The sequence below is a fragment of the Streptomyces sp. NPDC002309 genome (assembly GCF_053593375.1).
Genome location: NZ_JBSFCI010000022.1, coordinates 13845 through 29948, shown reverse-complemented (window position 1 = coordinate 29948; position 16104 = coordinate 13845). Strand labels below are relative to the sequence as shown.

11 protein-coding genes and 1 riboswitch are annotated in these 16104 nt (G+C 70.7%); of the genes, 7 read left to right on the top strand and 4 right to left on the bottom strand.

From position 1 onward, the window contains the following. The 4 genes from nuoL (at nucleotide 1) to recQ (ending at nucleotide 7379) form a co-directional block, all read left to right on the top strand. Nucleotides 1-1953, top strand: coding sequence for an NADH-quinone oxidoreductase subunit L (gene nuoL / locus ACWCPM_RS19505; protein ID WP_450977443.1), 1953 nt, complete (start codon nucleotides 1-3; stop codon nucleotides 1951-1953). Between the two features lie 5 nt (nucleotides 1954-1958). After that, entirely contained in the window at nucleotides 1959-3530 is a 1572-nt protein-coding gene (locus ACWCPM_RS19500; RefSeq protein WP_450977442.1) for an NADH-quinone oxidoreductase subunit M, read from the top strand. Then, on the top strand, nucleotides 3527-5176 hold the full coding sequence (nuoN, locus tag ACWCPM_RS19495; protein ID WP_450977441.1) for an NADH-quinone oxidoreductase subunit NuoN: 1650 nt from the start codon (nucleotides 3527-3529) through the stop codon (nucleotides 5174-5176). Before ACWCPM_RS19500 ends, nuoN begins: the two co-directional genes overlap by 4 nt. 202 nt (nucleotides 5177-5378) lie before the next feature. Next, entirely contained in the window at nucleotides 5379-7379 is a 2001-nt protein-coding gene (gene recQ, locus ACWCPM_RS19490; protein WP_450977440.1) for a DNA helicase RecQ, read from the top strand. A gap of 20 nt (nucleotides 7380-7399) precedes the next feature. On the opposite strand, the gene ACWCPM_RS19485 is transcribed toward recQ, so the two are convergent. Both ACWCPM_RS19485 and fahA read right to left on the bottom strand, forming a co-directional pair. After that, nucleotides 7400-8338, bottom strand: a complete 939-nt coding sequence (locus tag ACWCPM_RS19485) for a M56 family metallopeptidase (RefSeq protein ID WP_450977439.1) — start codon at nucleotides 8336-8338, stop codon at nucleotides 7400-7402. Nucleotides 8339-8582: 244 nt separating this feature from the next. Then, entirely contained in the window at nucleotides 8583-9794 is a 1212-nt protein-coding gene (gene fahA, locus ACWCPM_RS19480; RefSeq protein WP_450977438.1) for a fumarylacetoacetase, read from the bottom strand. A 359-nt stretch (nucleotides 9795-10153) separates the two neighbouring features. Here fahA and ACWCPM_RS19475 point away from each other — a divergent pair, with 359 nt between their 5' ends. After that, a complete protein-coding gene (locus ACWCPM_RS19475; RefSeq protein WP_450977437.1) occupies nucleotides 10154-11032 on the top strand; it encodes an HAD family hydrolase in 879 nt (292 codons plus the stop codon). Here the strand turns inward: ACWCPM_RS19475 and ACWCPM_RS19470 are convergent. Further along, nucleotides 10996-11478 carry a transglycosylase SLT domain-containing protein gene (locus ACWCPM_RS19470; protein WP_450977436.1) on the bottom strand — a complete coding sequence of 161 codons (483 nt, stop codon included), beginning with the start codon at nucleotides 11476-11478 and terminating at the stop codon, nucleotides 10996-10998. The genes ACWCPM_RS19475 and ACWCPM_RS19470 overlap by 37 nt on opposite strands. Nucleotides 11479-11481: 3 nt before the next feature. Next, nucleotides 11482-11659: riboswitch (cyclic di-AMP (ydaO/yuaA leader) on the bottom strand. Between the two features lie 739 nt (nucleotides 11660-12398). Next, entirely contained in the window at nucleotides 12399-12812 is a 414-nt protein-coding gene (locus ACWCPM_RS19465) for a hypothetical protein (RefSeq protein WP_450977435.1), read from the bottom strand. Between the two features lie 330 nt (nucleotides 12813-13142). Between ACWCPM_RS19465 and ACWCPM_RS19460 the strand changes: the two genes are divergently transcribed. After that, nucleotides 13143-14153 (top strand): polyprenyl synthetase family protein, encoded by a 1011-nt coding sequence (locus ACWCPM_RS19460; protein WP_450977434.1) that lies wholly within the window; start codon nucleotides 13143-13145, stop codon nucleotides 14151-14153. Between the two features lie 480 nt (nucleotides 14154-14633). Then, complete coding sequence (locus ACWCPM_RS19455) at nucleotides 14634-15854, top strand: LolA family protein (RefSeq protein WP_450977433.1); 1221 nt, start codon at nucleotides 14634-14636, stop codon at nucleotides 15852-15854. Nucleotides 15855-16104 lie beyond the last annotated feature (250 nt).

Below are 16104 nucleotides of genomic sequence, written 5' to 3'. Positions count from 1 at the left end.
GTGGAGAACCTGATTGCGCTGCTGATCGCGGCGCCCCTGCTCGGAGCGGCCGTCCTGCTGTGCGGCGGCCGGCGGCTCGACGCCGTCGGCCACTGGATCGGCACGGCCCTCGCGTTCGTCTCCTTCGTCCTGGGCGCGGTGCTCTTCGCCGGCATGCTGGGCAAGGGCGCGGAAGAACGGACGCTGACACAGCACCTGTTCAGCTGGATCCCCGTCGAAGGCTTCCAGGCCGACGTCGCCTTCCAGCTCGACCAGCTGTCGATGACGTTCGTCCTGCTGATCAGCGGCGTCGGCTCGCTGATCCACCTGTACTCGATCGGGTACATGGAGCACGACGAGCGGCGCCGCCGCTTCTTCGGCTACCTGAACCTGTTCCTCGCGGCGATGCTGCTGCTCGTCCTCGCCGACAACTACCTCCTGCTGTACGTCGGCTGGGAAGGCGTCGGTCTCGCCTCCTATCTGCTGATCGGCTTCTGGCAGCACAAGCCGAGCGCCGCCACCGCCGCGAAGAAGGCGTTCCTGGTCAACCGCGTCGGCGACGTCGGCCTGTCGATCGCGATCATGCTGATGTTCACGACCTTCGGCACGTTCGCGTTCGGGCCGGTGCTCGGCGGCCACGGCGAGCCGGGTCTCGTCGGTGACGCCTCCGAGGGCATGCTCACCGCGATCGGCCTGATGCTGCTGCTCGCCGCGTGCGGCAAGTCCGCCCAGGTGCCGCTGCAGTCCTGGCTCGGGGACGCGATGGAGGGCCCGACACCGGTCTCGGCCCTGATCCACGCCGCGACGATGGTGACGGCGGGCGTGTACCTGATCGTCCGCTCCGGCGCCCTCTTCAACGGCGCGCCCGACGCCCAGCTGGTCGTCGCGATCGTCGGAGCGGTCACGCTCCTGTTCGGTGCGATCGTCGGTTGCGCCAAGGACGACATCAAGAAGGCGCTGGCCGGCTCGACGATGTCGCAGATCGGCTACATGGTCCTCGCCGCCGGCCTCGGCCCCATCGGCTACGCCTTCGCGATCATGCACCTGGTGACGCACGGCTTCTTCAAGGCCGGGCTCTTCCTCGGTGCCGGTTCGGTCATGCACGGCATGAACGACGAGGTCGACATGCGCAAGTACGGCGGCCTGCGCAAGTACATGCCGATCACCTTCGTCACCTTCGGCCTCGGCTACCTGGCGATCATCGGCTTCCCCGGCCTGTCCGGCTTCTTCTCCAAGGACAAGATCATCGAGGCGGCGTTCGCCAAGGGCGGCACCGAGGGCTGGATCCTCGGCGCCTGCGCCCTGCTCGGCGCGGCCATCACGGCGTACTACATGACGCGCGTGATGCTGATGACGTTCTTCGGTGAGGAGCGCTGGAGGCACACGGCCACGGCCACCACGGCCGAGCCGGGCGCCCAGGCACACGGCGAGCACGCCGAGCCGCACCCGCACGAGTCGCCCAGGACCATGACGATCCCGATGATCGTGCTGGCCTTCGGTTCGGTCTTCGCGGGTGGCTTCTTCAGCATCGGGGAGCGCTTCGTGCACTGGCTCGAGCCGGTCACGGGCTACGACCACGGGCACCTGCCGGTCAGCGCGCTGACGGTCACGCTGTCCACGGTGGCCGTCATGGTGATCGGTGTCGCGATCGCCTACGCGCAGTACGGCCGCCGCCCGGTCCCGGTCGTGGCCCCGCGCGGGTCGCTGCTCACCCGGGCCGCCCGTCGCGATCTGCTCCAGGACGACTTCAACCATGTCGTCCTGGTCCGTGGCGGCGAGCACCTGACCCGGTCCCTGGTGTACGTCGACCACACCCTGGTCGACGGAGTCGTCAACGGCACGGCGGCCTCGGTCGGCGGCCTGTCCGGGCGGCTGCGCAAGCTGCAGAGCGGCTTCGCGCGGTCGTACGCGGTCTCGATGTTCGGCGGCGCGGCGGTTCTCGTCGCCGCGACCCTGCTGATGAGGGCGGTCTGATACCGATGTCCTTTCCTCTGCTGACAGCGACGGCGGCGCTCCCCGCGCTGGGGGCGATCGCCACGGCCGCCGTCCCGGCCGCGCGACGCACCGCCGCCAAGTGGCTGGCGCTGCTCGTCTCGCTGGCCACGCTCGCCCTCGCCATCACGGTGCTGGTCCGCTTCGACCCGGGCGGCGACCGCTACCAGCTCACCGAGTCGCACGCCTGGATCGCGGAGTTCGGTGTCCGGTACGAACTCGGCGTCGACGGAATCGCCGTGGCGCTCATCGCGCTCACGGCGCTGCTGATCCCGTTCATCGTCCTCGCGGGCTGGCACGACGCCGACCCCCTGGAGACCGGCAGCAAGCGGTGGCGGCCCACTCAGGGCTTCTTCGCGCTGATCCTGGCGGTCGAGGCGATGGTGATCCTCTCCTTCGAGGCCACCGACGTCTTCCTCTTCTACATCTTCTTCGAGGCCATGCTCATCCCGATGTACTTCCTCATCGGAGGCTTCGGGGACCGCGCCCACGAGCACGGCGAGCAGGTGGCGTCCACGCAGCGGTCGTACGCCGCGGTGAAGTTCCTGCTCTACAACCTGGCCGGCGGTCTGATCATGCTGGCCGCGGTGATCGGCCTCTACGTGGTCGCCGGGAACTTCTCGCTCACGGAGATCGCCGAGGCCCGGGCCAACGGCTCGCTGGAGATGTCGACCAGCACCGAACGCTGGCTGTTCCTCGGCTTCTTCTTCGCCTTCGCGGTGAAGGCGCCCCTGTGGCCGCTGCACACCTGGCTGCCCAACGCCATGCAGGAGTCCACCACCCCGGTCGCCGTGCTCATCACGGCGGTCGTGGACAAGGTGGGCACGTTCGCGATGCTCCGCTTCTGCCTCCAGCTGTTCCCGGAAGCCTCGAAGTGGGCGACGCCCGCGATCCTCGTGCTGGCGTTGATCAGCATCGTGTACGGCGCGCTGCTCGCGGTCGGCCAGCGGGACATGAAGCGCCTGATCGCGTACGCGTCGATCTCGCACTTCGGGTTCATCGTCATGGGCATCTTCGCGATGACCAGCCAGGGCCAGTCCGGCGCGACGCTCTACATGGTCAACCACGGCATCTCGACGGCCGCGCTGATGCTGGTGGCGGGCTTCCTGATCTCGCGTCGCGGCTCGCGGCTCATCGCGGACTACGGCGGGGTCCAGAAGGTCGCCCCGGTGCTCGCCGGCACGTTCCTGATCGGCGGCCTGGCGACCCTGTCGCTGCCCGGGCTCGCACCCTTCGTCAGTGAATTCCTGGTCCTGGTGGGCACGTTCGCGCGCTACCCGGTGATCGGCATCATCGCCACCTTCGGCATCGTGCTCGCCGCGCTCTACACCCTCGTCCTCTACCAGCGGACGATGACGGGCCCGGTGAAGCCGGAGGTCTCCGCGATGCCGGACCTCAGGGTCCGTGAGCTCGTGGTGGTCGCCCCGCTGATCGCGTTGCTGATCTTCCTGGGTGTCTACCCGAAGCCCCTCACGGACATCGTCAACCCGGCGGTGGAGCACACCATGTCCGACGTACAGAAGAAGGACCCCCGGCCCGAGGTGGAGGCGGCCAAGTGAGCGCAACAGCCGTCCACAGCCTGTGGACAACCGCGGCGGACCCGATCGCCAAGATCGACGCCCCGAAGATCGAGTACGCCCAGCTGTCGCCCATGCTGATCGTGCTCGGCGCGGCGATCATCGGGGTGCTGGTCGAGGCGTTCGTCCCGCGCAAGGCCCGCTACTACACGCAGATGTTCGTGTCCGCCGTGGGTCTGGCCGCCGGTTTCGCGGCGGCCGTGGCCCTCGCGGCGGACGGGTACGGCACGACGAAGGCGCAGATCGCGGCGATGGGCGCGGTCGCGGTCGACGGACCGGCCCTGTTCCTGCAGGGCACGATCCTGCTGTCCGCGCTGGTCGCCCTGTTCACCTTCGCCGAGCGGCGGCTCGACCCCGCCGTGCACGGCAGCCGGGTCGACTCCTTCGCCGCGCAGGCGGCGTCCGTGCCCGGCAGCGACAGCGAGAAGGCCGCGATCAAGGCGGGCTTCACCACCACCGAGGTCTTCCCGCTGCTGCTCTTCGCGGTCTCCGGGATGCTGCTCTTCCCCGCGGCCAACGACCTGCTGACACTGTTCGTGGCGCTCGAGGTCTTCTCCCTGCCGCTGTACCTGATGTGTGCGCTGGCCCGCCGCAAGCGGCTCATGTCGCAGGAGGCCGCGGTCAAGTACTTCCTGCTCGGCGCGTTCGCCTCCGCGTTCACGCTGTTCGGGATCGCGATGCTGTACGGCTACTCCGGCTCGATGGCGTACGGCACCATCGCGCAGGTCGTCGACGGCACCCTCACCGACATCACCCCCGCCCTCGCCGGCACCATGGGCAACGACGTGCTGCTGCTGCTCGGCACCGCGCTGATCGTGATGGGGCTGCTGTTCAAGGTGGGCGCTGTCCCGTTCCACATGTGGACGCCGGACGTGTACCAGGGCGCGCCGACTCCGGTGACCGGCTTCATGGCCGCCGCGACGAAGGTGGCCGCGTTCGGCGCGCTGCTGCGCATCCTGTACGTCGTGCTGCCCGGCCTGCGCTGGGACTGGCGGCCGGTGATGTGGGGCGTCGCGATCGTCACCATGCTGGGCGGCGCGATCGTCGCGATCACCCAGACCGACATCAAGCGACTGCTGGCGTACTCGTCGATCGCGCACGCGGGATTCATCCTCGCGGGTGTCATCGCGACGACGCCGGACGGTGTGTCCTCCGTGCTCTTCTACCTGCTGGCGTACTCGTTCGTGACGATCGGGGCGTTCGCGGTGGTCACGCTGGTGCGCGATGCCGGCGGTGAGGCGACGCACCTGTCCAAGTGGGCGGGGCTCGGACGCAGGTCGCCCTTGGTGGCGGCGGTGTTCGCGATCTTCCTGCTTGCCTTCGCCGGTATCCCGCTGACCTCCGGGTTCGCCGGGAAGTTCGCCGTGTTCAAGGCGGCGGCGGAGGGCGGGGCGGCCCCGCTGGTGGTGATCGGCGTGATCTCGTCGGCGATCGCGGCGTTCTTCTACGTCCGGGTGATCGTGCTCATGTTCTTCAGCGACCCGAAGCCGGAGGGCCCGACGGTCGCGGTGCCGTCGCCGCTGACGGTGACGGCGATCGGGGTGGGCGTGGCGGTCACGCTGGTACTGGGTGTGGCGCCGCAGTACTTCCTGGAGCTGGCGGGGAACGCGGGAGTCTTCGTGCGCTGACGGCTCTCGTCCATGGCGGCCCTCCTCGGTGACCGGGGAGGGCCGTTCCGTTGTGCGAGGTGCCTGAAGCCGATCACGGCGGGCGCATGTCCGACCGGTGCGAGAGGAGAGCCGGAGGAAGCCTGTGGATAACTTCGGGGCTGTCGGTCCGGGCGCCTATCGTGGACGCAGTGGTCGAGATGCGACGTACGGGGGCACGGCGATGGGTGGGACAGGCGGGGTAGGTGCCATGACGGCGGTGGCTGAGAGCGAGGCGTTGGGCGCGCTGCGCAAGGTGTTCGGATACGAGGCCTTCCGTGGGGAGCAGGAGGCGGTCATCGAGCATGTGGTGGCCGGTGGCGACGCCGTCGTGCTGATGCCGACCGGTGGCGGCAAGTCGCTGTGCTACCAGATTCCGGCCCTGGTCAGACCCGGTACGGGCATCGTCGTGTCGCCGCTCATCGCGCTGATGCAGGACCAGGTCGACGCGCTGCGGGCGCTGGGTGTGCGGGCGGGGTTCGTCAACTCCACCCAGGACTTCGACGAGCGGCGGGTGGTGGAGGCCGAGTTCCTCGCAGGTGAGCTGGATCTGCTGTACCTGGCGCCGGAGCGGCTGCGGCTCGACGCCACGCTGGACCTGCTGTCGCGCGGGAAGATCTCCGTCTTCGCGATCGACGAGGCGCACTGCGTGTCCCAGTGGGGGCACGACTTCCGGCCCGACTACCTGGCGCTGTCGCTGCTCGGCGAGCGCTGGCCCGACGTGCCGCGGATCGCCCTGACGGCGACCGCCACGCGGGCCACCCACCGGGAGATCACCCAGCGGCTGGACATGCCGACGGCCCGGCACTTCGAGGCGAGCTTCGACCGGCCCAACATCCAGTACCGGATCGTGCCGAAGGCGGACCCCAAGAAGCAGCTGCTCGGTTTCCTGAGTGAGGAGCACGCGGGCGACGCGGGCATCGTGTACTGCCTGTCGCGGAAGTCGGTCGAGTCGACGGCCGAGTTCCTCACCAGGAACGGCGTCGAGGCCGTGCCGTATCACGCGGGGCTGGACGCGGGTACGCGAGCGGCACATCAGTCGCGGTTCCTGCGGGAGGACGGGCTGGTCGTCGTGGCGACGATCGCCTTCGGCATGGGCATCGACAAGCCCGATGTGCGCTTCGTGGCCCATCTGGACCTGCCGAAGTCGGTGGAGGGGTACTACCAGGAGACCGGCCGTGCCGGGCGGGACGGGCTGCCGAGCACGGCCTGGATGGCGTACGGCCTCAACGACGTCATCCAGCAGCGGAAGCTGATCCAGTCCGGCGAGGGCGACGAGGCGTTCCGGCGGCGGGCGGCCGCGCACCTGGACGCGATGCTGGCGCTGTGCGAGACGGCGCAGTGCCGCCGAGGCCAGCTGCTCGCCTACTTCGGCCAGGAGCCGGACGCGGCCGGCTGCGGCAACTGCGACAGCTGTCTCACCCCTCCCGAGACCTGGGACGGCACCGTCGCGGCACAGAAGGTCCTGTCGACGGTGGTGCGCCTGCAGCGGGAGCGGGGGCAGAAGTTCGGCGCGGTGCAGATCGTCGACATCCTGCTCGGCAAGCGCACCGCCAAGGTGATCCAGTTCGACCACGACCAGCTCTCGGTGTTCGGCATCGGCGAGGAGCTGGGCGAGGGCGAATGGCGGGGTGTGGTCCGGCAGTTGCTCGCCCAGGGACTGCTCGCCGTCGAGGGGGACTACGGCACGCTCGCGCTGACCGAGGCCAGCGGCGGGGTGCTGCGGCGGGAGCGGGAGGTGCCGCTGCGCAAGGAGCCGAAGAAGGCGCCGACTTCGCGGGCGGGATCGTCGTCCTCCGGGCGCGGAGAACGCAAGGCGAAGGCCGCGGTGGCCGAGCTGCCCGAGGAGCTGCTGCCGGCCTTCGAGGCGCTGCGCGCCTGGCGCGCCGAGCAGGCGCGGGAGCAGGGCGTCCCGGCCTACGTCATCTTCCATGACGCCACCCTGCGCGAGATCGCCACGGCGTGGCCCCGTTCGGTGGCCGAGCTCGGCGGCATCAGCGGAGTCGGCGAGAAGAAGCTGGTGACGTACGGGGAGGGCGTGCTGGAGGTGCTCGTGTCCCTGGACGGATCGAGCGGCGCGGCGAGCGGCACGGCGCCGGCTCCCGCGGGGCATCAGGACGCGCACGACTGGCCCGAGCCGGACGCGGAGCCGGAGCCGGAGCCCGAGCCGGAGGACTGGATCTAGGGCACGGGAAAGGAGTGCCGCTAGGACAGTGCCGTCAGTCCGGGAGCGAACGTGATCAGCAGGGGCAGCAGCGGCACCAGAGCCGCCGCGGTCGTCGTCAGGGCACGGTGTCTGCGGTCGAGCCGGGCGGGCGGCTCCAGGAGACGGTCGACGCGTTCGCCCAGCAGGCGGTGGCTGGAGGCGCAGGAGAGGACGCCCCGGTGCTGGTTGAGTTCGATCAGGGCCAGCGCGGTGGTCAGGTGGCCGCAGCGTCGGGAGGCCGTGTCGTCGGCGGAGAGTTCGACCAGGCGGTGCGTCTGGTCGCAGAAGTGGGCGAAGAGGGGGACACGCGGAAAGCCGGTGGCGAGCGCGGTGGACAGGTGCAGCAGCCAGTCGTGACGGGCGCGGGCGTGGCCGCGCTCGTGGGTGAGGACGGCGTCGAGCTGGTGGTCCGTGAGACGGTGCAGCGCGCCGGTCGTGACGATCAGCTGGGGCGGACTGCCCGGCATCCACCAGGCATCCGGGTACTCGTCCTCCAGGACGAGCAGTGGCCCCCGGGCGGCGGGCAGGCCGGCGGGCAGGTCGGGAGCGCGTTCCCGCAGATGTGCGCGAGCCTGGCCGCGGCGGCGCCGGGCCTCGCACAGCTCGCGCACCAGCATCGCCGCGGTCCACGCGGCGCCACAGGCCAGCAGCAGCGTCAGCGCGGCGGCCCAGGGCGGCGCCGCCGACAGGTCGTAGGCGGCGGCGACGTGCGGCGGGGCGGGCGCGAAGACCTGGTCGCGCACCGTCTGGAAGACGGCCGCCGCGCCCAGGACCAGCGCGGTCAGACAGCAGAGCAGGACGGTGGCGACCAGGCACTGCCACACCCACAGCCCGACGACGGGCTCCCGTTCGGGCCAGGCGGCGCGCACCAGCGCGCGGGGGACCGGCACGGCGGCCGCGAGGGCGACGACGCTCAGCAGGAGCAGGCAGACGGTCATGCCACGGGCTCCGGATCCTGGTCGGGAGGGGGGCGGCTTCGGGGCGGTGGTGGGGGGTGATGCGGTGTGGCTTCGGGGTGGGTCGGTGTGTGCCCCGTGAGGCGGTGCGGGGCGGGCGGCTCGCGCACCGTGAGCGTCACAGGCCCGCGTCGCGCGTCGCGCCCGCCCGCCGCCAGTATGCCGGTGACGGGCGGTCGTGGTCAGCGCCGAAGACGTTCCTTCGCCGTCGACCGTCGCGCGATTCTCACCCCGCCACGACGCGGCCCGTGACCTCGCCGAGCCCGACGCGCACGCCGCCCGGACCCGGAGCCCAGGCCGTCATCGTCACGACGTCGCCGTCCTCCAGGAACGTCCGCTTGCCGACGGGCAGTTCGAGGGTGTCACGGCCGTTCCAGGTCAGCTCCAGGAGCGAACCGCGCTGGCCCTCCTCCGGACCGCTGACCGTGCCCGAGCCGTACAGGTCGCCGGTGCGCAGGGAGGCGCCGTTGACGGTCATGTGGGCGAGCTGCTGGGCGGCCGTCCAGTACATGGTGGAGAAGGGCGGCTCCGCGATCACGTGGCCGTTGAGGGCGACGGAGATGCGGAGGTCGTAGCCGCCGGGCTCCTCCTCGGCGTCGTCCAGGTAGGGCAGCAGGGGGTGCGTCCGCCCGGGTGGAGCGACCCGTGCCTCGTCCAGCGCGTCCAGCGGGGTGATCCACGCCGACACCGAGGTGGCGAAGGACTTGCCGAGGAACGGGCCGAGAGGGACGTACTCCCAGGCCTGGATGTCGCGGGCGGACCAGTCGTTGAGGAGGCACAGGCCGAAGACGTGGTCGCGGAAGCCGGACAGCGGCACGTGTGTGCCCATCGCCGAGGGGACGCCGACCACGAAGCCGACCTCGGCCTCGATGTCGAGGCGCACGGAAGCGCCGAAGACAGGCTCGGCGTCGGCCGGGGCCTTGCGCTGGCCGGAGGGACGGACGACGTCGGTGCCGGAGACGACGACCGTGCCGGAGCGGCCGTGGTAACCGATGGGCAGATGTTTCCAGTTGGGGGTGAGGGAGTCCGCCGCGTCGGGACGGAAGATCTGGCCGACGTTTCGCGCGTGGTTCTCGGAGGCGTAGAAGTCGACATAGTCCGCGACCTCGAAGGGGAGGTGCAGGGTCACCGAGGACAGCGGGTGCATCAGGGGTGCGAGCGACTCGCGGTGGGACGGCACGGTGACCCAGGCGGTCAGCGCGCGCCGGACGTCCGACCAGGCCGTGGGGCCTGCCGCGAGCAGCGGGTTGAGGGTCGGCCGGGCCAGCAGCTCGGCGTACGGGGAGCCGAGCGCCAGTGCTGCCGCGCCGGCGTCGAGGACGTGGTCGCCGAGGCGGACACCCACCGTGCGTTCGGCGGACCCGGCGGGCGAGAACACGCCGTACGGAAGGTTGTGCGGTCCGAAGGGGTCGCCCTCGGGGACATCGAAGGGGGGCATGGGGTGCTGCCTCACTTTCGTACGCGCGGTCCATGCGGTCGTGGATCACGTTACGGCTGCGGCACCACCGTTGGGCAGTGTCCGACAGGCGTAGAAGATTCCGAATGTCCAGAAATGCATACCACCCCGGGGTTCCGGAAACCTGTCCGGCGACACGGGACAGCACCATGCCGGCACATGACGAACCTGGCGAACGTCGTCCTGCCTGCCCCTCAAGGGCTTCGGGACCCTCTTCCGGGCCGTCGGGGAGCCAACACCACGATCAAGGAGCCGGCAGGCGCCACGGGAGAGTGAAAAGCGGACAGTGGGACGGTAGTTGGGAATGAACAGCGGGGGTGCGGTGTCCGTATTCTCTGATCATGGCCGCACCCATCGCATATGCCGCGCACACCGAGTACGCGCGCACCGACTACGCCCTCATCGCCACTGACCTGGACGGAACGCTGCTTCGCGGCGACGACACGGTCTCCGACCGCTCTCTCGCCGCGCTCGCGCGGGTCTCGGCGGCCGGGGCCCGGCATCTGGTGGTGACCGGCCGGCCGGCGCCGCGCGTACGGCCGCTGCTGGACGTCCTGGGCGGCGGCGGGCTCGCGGTGTGCGGGCAGGGCGCGCAGTTGTACGACGCCGACGCGGACATTCTGCTGTGGTCCGTCACGCTGGACCGGGAGCTGGCCGAGACCGCGCTCGGCAAGATCGAGGCCGAGGTCGGCCAGGTGTACGCGGCCGTCGACCAGGACGGTGTCGACGGGCTCACCCTCATCGAGCCGGGCTATCTGATGCCGCACCCCACACTGCCCGCGGTGCGGATCGATCGCCGCGACGACCTGTGGTGCGAGCCGATCAGCAAGGTGCTGCTGCGCCATCCGACCCTGTCCGACGACGAGTTGGCGGCGGTGGCGCGGGCGGTGGTCGACTCGCTCGCGACCGTCACCATGTCGGGGCCGGGGACGGTCGAGCTCCAGCCGTGCGGCGTCACCAAGGCCACGGGGCTGGCGCTGGCGGCCCGGCATCTGGGCCTCGGCCCGGAGGGGACCATCGCTTTCGGGGACATGCCGAACGACATCCCCATGTTCGACTGGGCCGCGTACGGAGTCGCCATGGCCAACGCCCACCCGGAGCTCAAGGCGGTGGCCGACGAGGTCACGCTCTCGAACGAGGACGACGGCATCGCCGTCGTCCTCGAACGGTTGCTGGCCGAGGCTCAGTACGGGCCGAAGACGTTGTCGATGGAGCCGTAGCGGTCGGCCGCGTAGTTGCAGGCGGCGGTGATGTTGGCGACCGGGTCGTACGGGTCGTACGCCGTGCCGGTCACGTGGTAGGCCTTGAAGGTGGGGTCGATGACCTGGAGCAGGCCCTTGGACGGGGTGCCCTTGGCGGCGTTCGAGTCCCAGTTGTTGATGGCGTTCGGGTTGCCGGAGGACTCCCGGATGATGTTGCGGTGGATGCCGTTGTAGGACCCGGGGATCCCGTTCTGCGCCATGATGTCGAGCGACTGGCGGATCCAGCCGTCGAGGTTGTTCGAGTAGTACTTGACGGACGTGGGCATGGCCGCGGGCGTCGCCGCGGAAGCGGTGGTCGCGCCGATGAGCGGCAGGGCGAGGACGGCGGCGCCGGTACCGGCGACGGCGAGCTTGCGGACGATGCGGGCAGTACGAGTACGACTGATCTGACCGTTTGCAGTCATGGGGACTGTCCTCTCCGGCGCCTGCGAGGTGAGCTGTCGGGTTCGGGCGGGGAGGGCCCGGCCGCTCTCTTGCGAGTGCGACTTCACCCCGAGCCGTTCCGGTGTGCCGTGGAGTGCGGCATCCGGTCCGGCGGCCTACCTGGGTCCCCCGCTCCTGCCGTGCGGTGAGTGAGTCCGTCATGGGTGGCGCGGGCGGCGGCAGGATTCGGCGTTCCGCCCGACTGGCCCGGAACGTATGCGAGAGCACATGTCCGAAACAAGTGGTCGTTTCTGGCATTGCGGCATTTGATCTTCCTCCTGACCTTTTGTCACCCTTGATCCTTTGCGGTCGAAAAGCGTCAACTCGGCCATGTGCAACGGTGGATCGCGCCGTTGATGCGAGGGGCTCGTGAAGGGGGGCGAGTGAGCCAACTCACGCGCCTGCAGAAAGAGTGGCAAATCGGGCAATAGGCCCAAGTGCTAGTCAATCGACGGCTCGTGGGGCGTGTGTCCCTCGGGTGTGAGAGGTGGCCGCTTCGAGGCCAAGTGCAAAGTGTCGTATTCGGTAATTCCAGGTAAAAACTCCCCCTGGTGCGCGGGGTCCTGGACCCCGGGCGGGCGCGGGCTCGCCCGGGAGGGGTGAGTGACGCCCGTCACGAAGGGCGAGGGGTGGGTGGGCTCGCACCCTTCGTGGCGCGCCGCGGCGCATGTCCCGCTGGGCGGTGAGGACGTGGCGCGGAACGGCCGGGCGGCGGACGTGAGCCGGCGTGGTCGCCGCCTGTGCGCGTATCTCCAGCGTGAGGACGGAACCTCCCCCGTGGTGCGCGTCGTTGTCGTAACGATCGTCCGCGCATCCTCGGCGGGCCCGGTCGCCGCGTCCCCGTTCGCAGGCGGGCCTCGCCGCCGCCCGCCGCCTCGACGCCGGGGTGCGGTCGGGTCGGTCAGGCGGTTCGGGGGGTGCCCCGGGAGCGCCGGTGGGGCTCGTCGGTGATCGGGCGCCGTACGCGCGCGTACGACAGGGTTCCGTCGGGCAGCGGGATACGGAGGTCCTCGTGGGCCGTCTCGTGGAGGAGGGGTTGCGGATGTGCAGGAGCGTGACCTCGGCGACGGCTTCGGTGGGCGGTGTCCGTTGTGAGGCGCGGCCCGGGCGCGGCTGTGAGGCGCGGCCCGGGCGCGGCGGCCGACGCTGCCGGGTCGGCGAGGGCCATGAGCCCCGCGTCGGCGATCAGTGCTGTGGCGGCCGAGGGATCGGCGCGGCGCATCGGCCGCGGCGTGGGTGCGACCTCCGTGGTGTCCGTGCGTCCGGCCAGGTGACGGCCGACGGTGGCGTGCCGGGCCGGGCCGGAGGTCGTCACGGGCGGGTTCTGCCCGAGCGGGCCCCGGGGCCGGCCGGGGAGGGCGCGGTCGTCGCCGGAAGGCGGCATGCTCCCGGGGCCGGGTCCGAGTCCACATCCGGTGCCGGCGGCGGGGCGGGGCAGGGGTCGGCTGCTCCGACCGAGTCGATAAATACCCACTCATATCAACTGATTAGAAAAATACCCGCCGTGATCCAATACCGCCTGAGACGTAGCGGTGGGCGGCCTCGGTGATCGAAACGTGACCGGATACGCTGACTTGAGTGAAGGCAGCGACCTATCGACATTCCGCGTAATCGCCAGTAGACACCAGCAGACAGGAGACCCCTCGTGACCGTCGTCGGGCCGTTCGGGCTGAGCGTGCGGGACCAGGCTCTGGAAGCCGATGTCCAGGCCGGATTGGCGGCTGTCGAGGAAGGGCTGCTCGAAGCCACCAAGAGCGAGGTCCCGTTCATCACGGGGGCCGCGCAGCATCTGGTGAGGGCGGGCGGGAAGCGGTTCCGGCCCCTGCTGGTGATGCTGGCGGCCCGGTTCGGTGACCCGTACGCACCCGGCATCGTGCCTTCCGCCGTCGTCGTGGAGCTCACGCATCTGGCGACGCTGTACCACGACGACGTGATGGACGAGGCCGCCGTGCGGCGCGGCGTGCCGAGCGCGAACGTCCGTTGGGGCAACTCCGTCGCCGTCCTCACCGGTGACTTTCTGTTCGCCCGTGCCTCGCACATCCTGGCCGACCTCGGGCCCGAGGCCGTACGGGTGCAGGCCGAGGCGTTCGAACGGCTGGTGACCGGCCAGATCCTGGAGACCGCGGGCCCGTCGGACGGGCGGGATCCGGTCGAGCACTACCTCGACGTGCTCGCCGGCAAGACGGGATCGCTGGTGGCGGTGTCGTGCCGGTTCGGCGCACTGATGTCCGGGGCCGACGAGTCGGTGGTGGACGTGCTCACCCAGTACGGGGAGCGCCTCGGCGTCGCCTTCCAGCTCGCGGACGACGTGCTGGACATCGCCTCCGACTCGCACGAGTCGGGCAAGACGCCGGGCACCGACCTCCGGGAGGGCATCCCCACGATGCCCGTGCTGCGTCTGCGCGAGCGTGCCGCCCGGCTGGGGCTGGCCGAGGACGTCGCGCTGTGCGAGTTGCTCGCGTCCGACCTCAGCGACGACACGCGGCACGCGGAGGCACTGGCCGCGCTGCGGGCACACCCGGCGCTGGAGCAGGCGCGGCGCGACACCGTGCGGTTCGCCGAGGAGGCGCGGGCGGCACTCGCCCCGCTGCCCGAGTGCGACGCGAAGGCGGCGCTCACGGAACTGTGCGAGGCCGTGGTGCACCGGGCCGGATAGCGGCCCGACCGGTTCCGCCCCACACCGCCACGCCACGCCCCACGCCCTGCCCCGTCTCGCCGCGGGGCGGCTGCTGCGGACGGGCCGGGCTGATCGGCCGGTCGGTCGGGCGGTCGATACTCGGCCAGTCGCTGCTCGGCGGGTCGCCCTTCGGCTGATCCGCCGTCCGGCCTTCGTGCGTCCGGTTGTCCGCTCGACCGCTTGTCGAGGGCCCGGTTCTCCGGCCCTCGTGCCCCCGTACGACGTGTGACCCCCCGTCGCACCCCTACGGGTCGGGGGAGATGTCGTCGTCTCGTGTCATACCCCAGCAGTACGCGGAGTTGGCTCCCGGGTCTGACGCATCTTGCCGCCCTATTTGGTCAGATGGAGAACACGGAACACACCACTCCTCACCGATCCGGGTGAGAATGGCGGCTCGGGGTGGGACCCCTGCGAGGACGCGACGAGGCAGCCGCCGCCGACGACGGAGGTAAGGCACACATGGCACCGTACGAATCCGACGACACCACGGCCGTGGCCGACGCGGACGAACTGCGCGCGGCCCGGCGGCGCAAGGCCGCCCGGTACGTCGTCCCGGCGGCGGTCCTGGGATTGGCGGCGGGCACCATCGGGCTCGTCCCCGCACTGGCCGACTCCGGCAGCCCCGACCTGCCGAAGATCACCGCGGAAGAACTCATAGAGAAGATCGCGGCGTCGGACGTGCAGCAGCTGTCCGGCACGGTGAAGATCAGCACCGATCTGGGACTGCCCGACCTGGGCGGCCTGGAGGGTGACCTGATGTCCGGCGCGACCCCGTCCGGCGGCGAGGGCTCCTCCGCCGACCCGTCGGCGAAGCTGACCGAGCTGGCCACCGGCACGCACACCCTGCGCGTCGCCGCCGACGGTCCCGACAGGCAGAAGCTGTCGCTGCTGGAGAACGCCGCCGAGTACAGCCTGATCCACAACGGCAAGGACGTCTGGGGCTACGACAGCGCGTCCAACGAGGTCTTCCACGGCACCGCGGACGAGGGCGCCGAGCAGCGGACGGAAGAGACCCCGGCCACGCCCAAGGGGCTGACGGAGGAGGCGCTGAAGGCGGTCGACGACACCACGTCCGTGACCGTCGACGGCACCGCCCAGGTGGCCGGCCGTGACGCCTACAAACTGCGCATCGAGCCGAAGCAGTCCGGTTCCACGGTCGGCGCGATCAGCGTGGCGGTGGACGCGAAAACCGGGATGCCGCTGAAGTTCACGCTGACCCCGGCGAGCGGCGGCGCCGCAGTGGTGGACGCGGGCTTCACACAGGTCAGCTTCGCCAAGCCCGCCGCGTCGACCTTCGACTTCAGCCCGCCCAAGGGCGCGAAGGTGACCGAGGAGGGCAGCGTGGAGGCGCCCGAGCACTCCGCGCAGCGGCCCGAGGAGGAGGAGCTCGCCAAGGGCCTCGAGGGGCTGAACGTCATCGGCGAGGGCTGGACCTCCGTCGCCGTCCTCGACTCCGGGGCCGAGGGCGCTGCCTCCGGCGCGGGGCCCGGTGACATGGGTGAGCTGGGTGCCGCGGGTGGCTTCCTGGGCTCCCTGGGCGACGAGGTGAAGGGCGAGTTCGGCTCGGGCATGGTCTTCAAGACCCGCCTGGTCAACGCACTGATCACGGACGACGGCAAGGTCTATGTCGGCGCGGTCACCAAGGACACGCTGGTGAAGGCGGCCGACTCCGCGAAGTAGCCGTCACGGCGCATGCCGTCCGGGCTCTTGGCCCCCGAGGGCGCACGGCCGCCCCCGGGGGCTTGGCCGTCAGCGCCGGGCGGCCTCGTACGGGAAGCGGGCCGGCGGTGTCTCCCGCGCGATGAACGTCGTCGTGCGGGAGGCACCGCCGGCGTCCTTCAGGACGCGACCAGGCACAGCGCACGCAGATCTCTCGATGTCGTCGAGTGGCCAGGAGCGCGGTGGACGTCGGCAGCCGACTCGATCGACC

Bases quoted from the DNA above. Each gene is read 5' to 3' on its own strand.
- ACWCPM_RS19455 (WP_450977433.1), top strand. From the start codon at position 14,634: ATGGCACCGTACGAATCCGACGACACCACGGCCGTGGCCGACGCGGAC.
- ACWCPM_RS19470 (WP_450977436.1), bottom strand. From the start codon at position 11,478: ATGACTGCAAACGGTCAGATCAGTCGTACTCGTACTGCCCGCATCGTC.
- ACWCPM_RS19500 (WP_450977442.1), top strand. From the start codon at position 1,959: ATGTCCTTTCCTCTGCTGACAGCGACGGCGGCGCTCCCCGCGCTGGGG.
- ACWCPM_RS19475 (WP_450977437.1), top strand. From the start codon at position 10,154: ATGGCCGCACCCATCGCATATGCCGCGCACACCGAGTACGCGCGCACC.
- fahA (WP_450977438.1), bottom strand. From the start codon at position 9,794: ATGCCCCCCTTCGATGTCCCCGAGGGCGACCCCTTCGGACCGCACAAC.
- ACWCPM_RS19485 (WP_450977439.1), bottom strand. From the start codon at position 8,338: ATGACCGTCTGCCTGCTCCTGCTGAGCGTCGTCGCCCTCGCGGCCGCC.
- recQ (WP_450977440.1), top strand. From the start codon at position 5,379: ATGGGTGGGACAGGCGGGGTAGGTGCCATGACGGCGGTGGCTGAGAGC.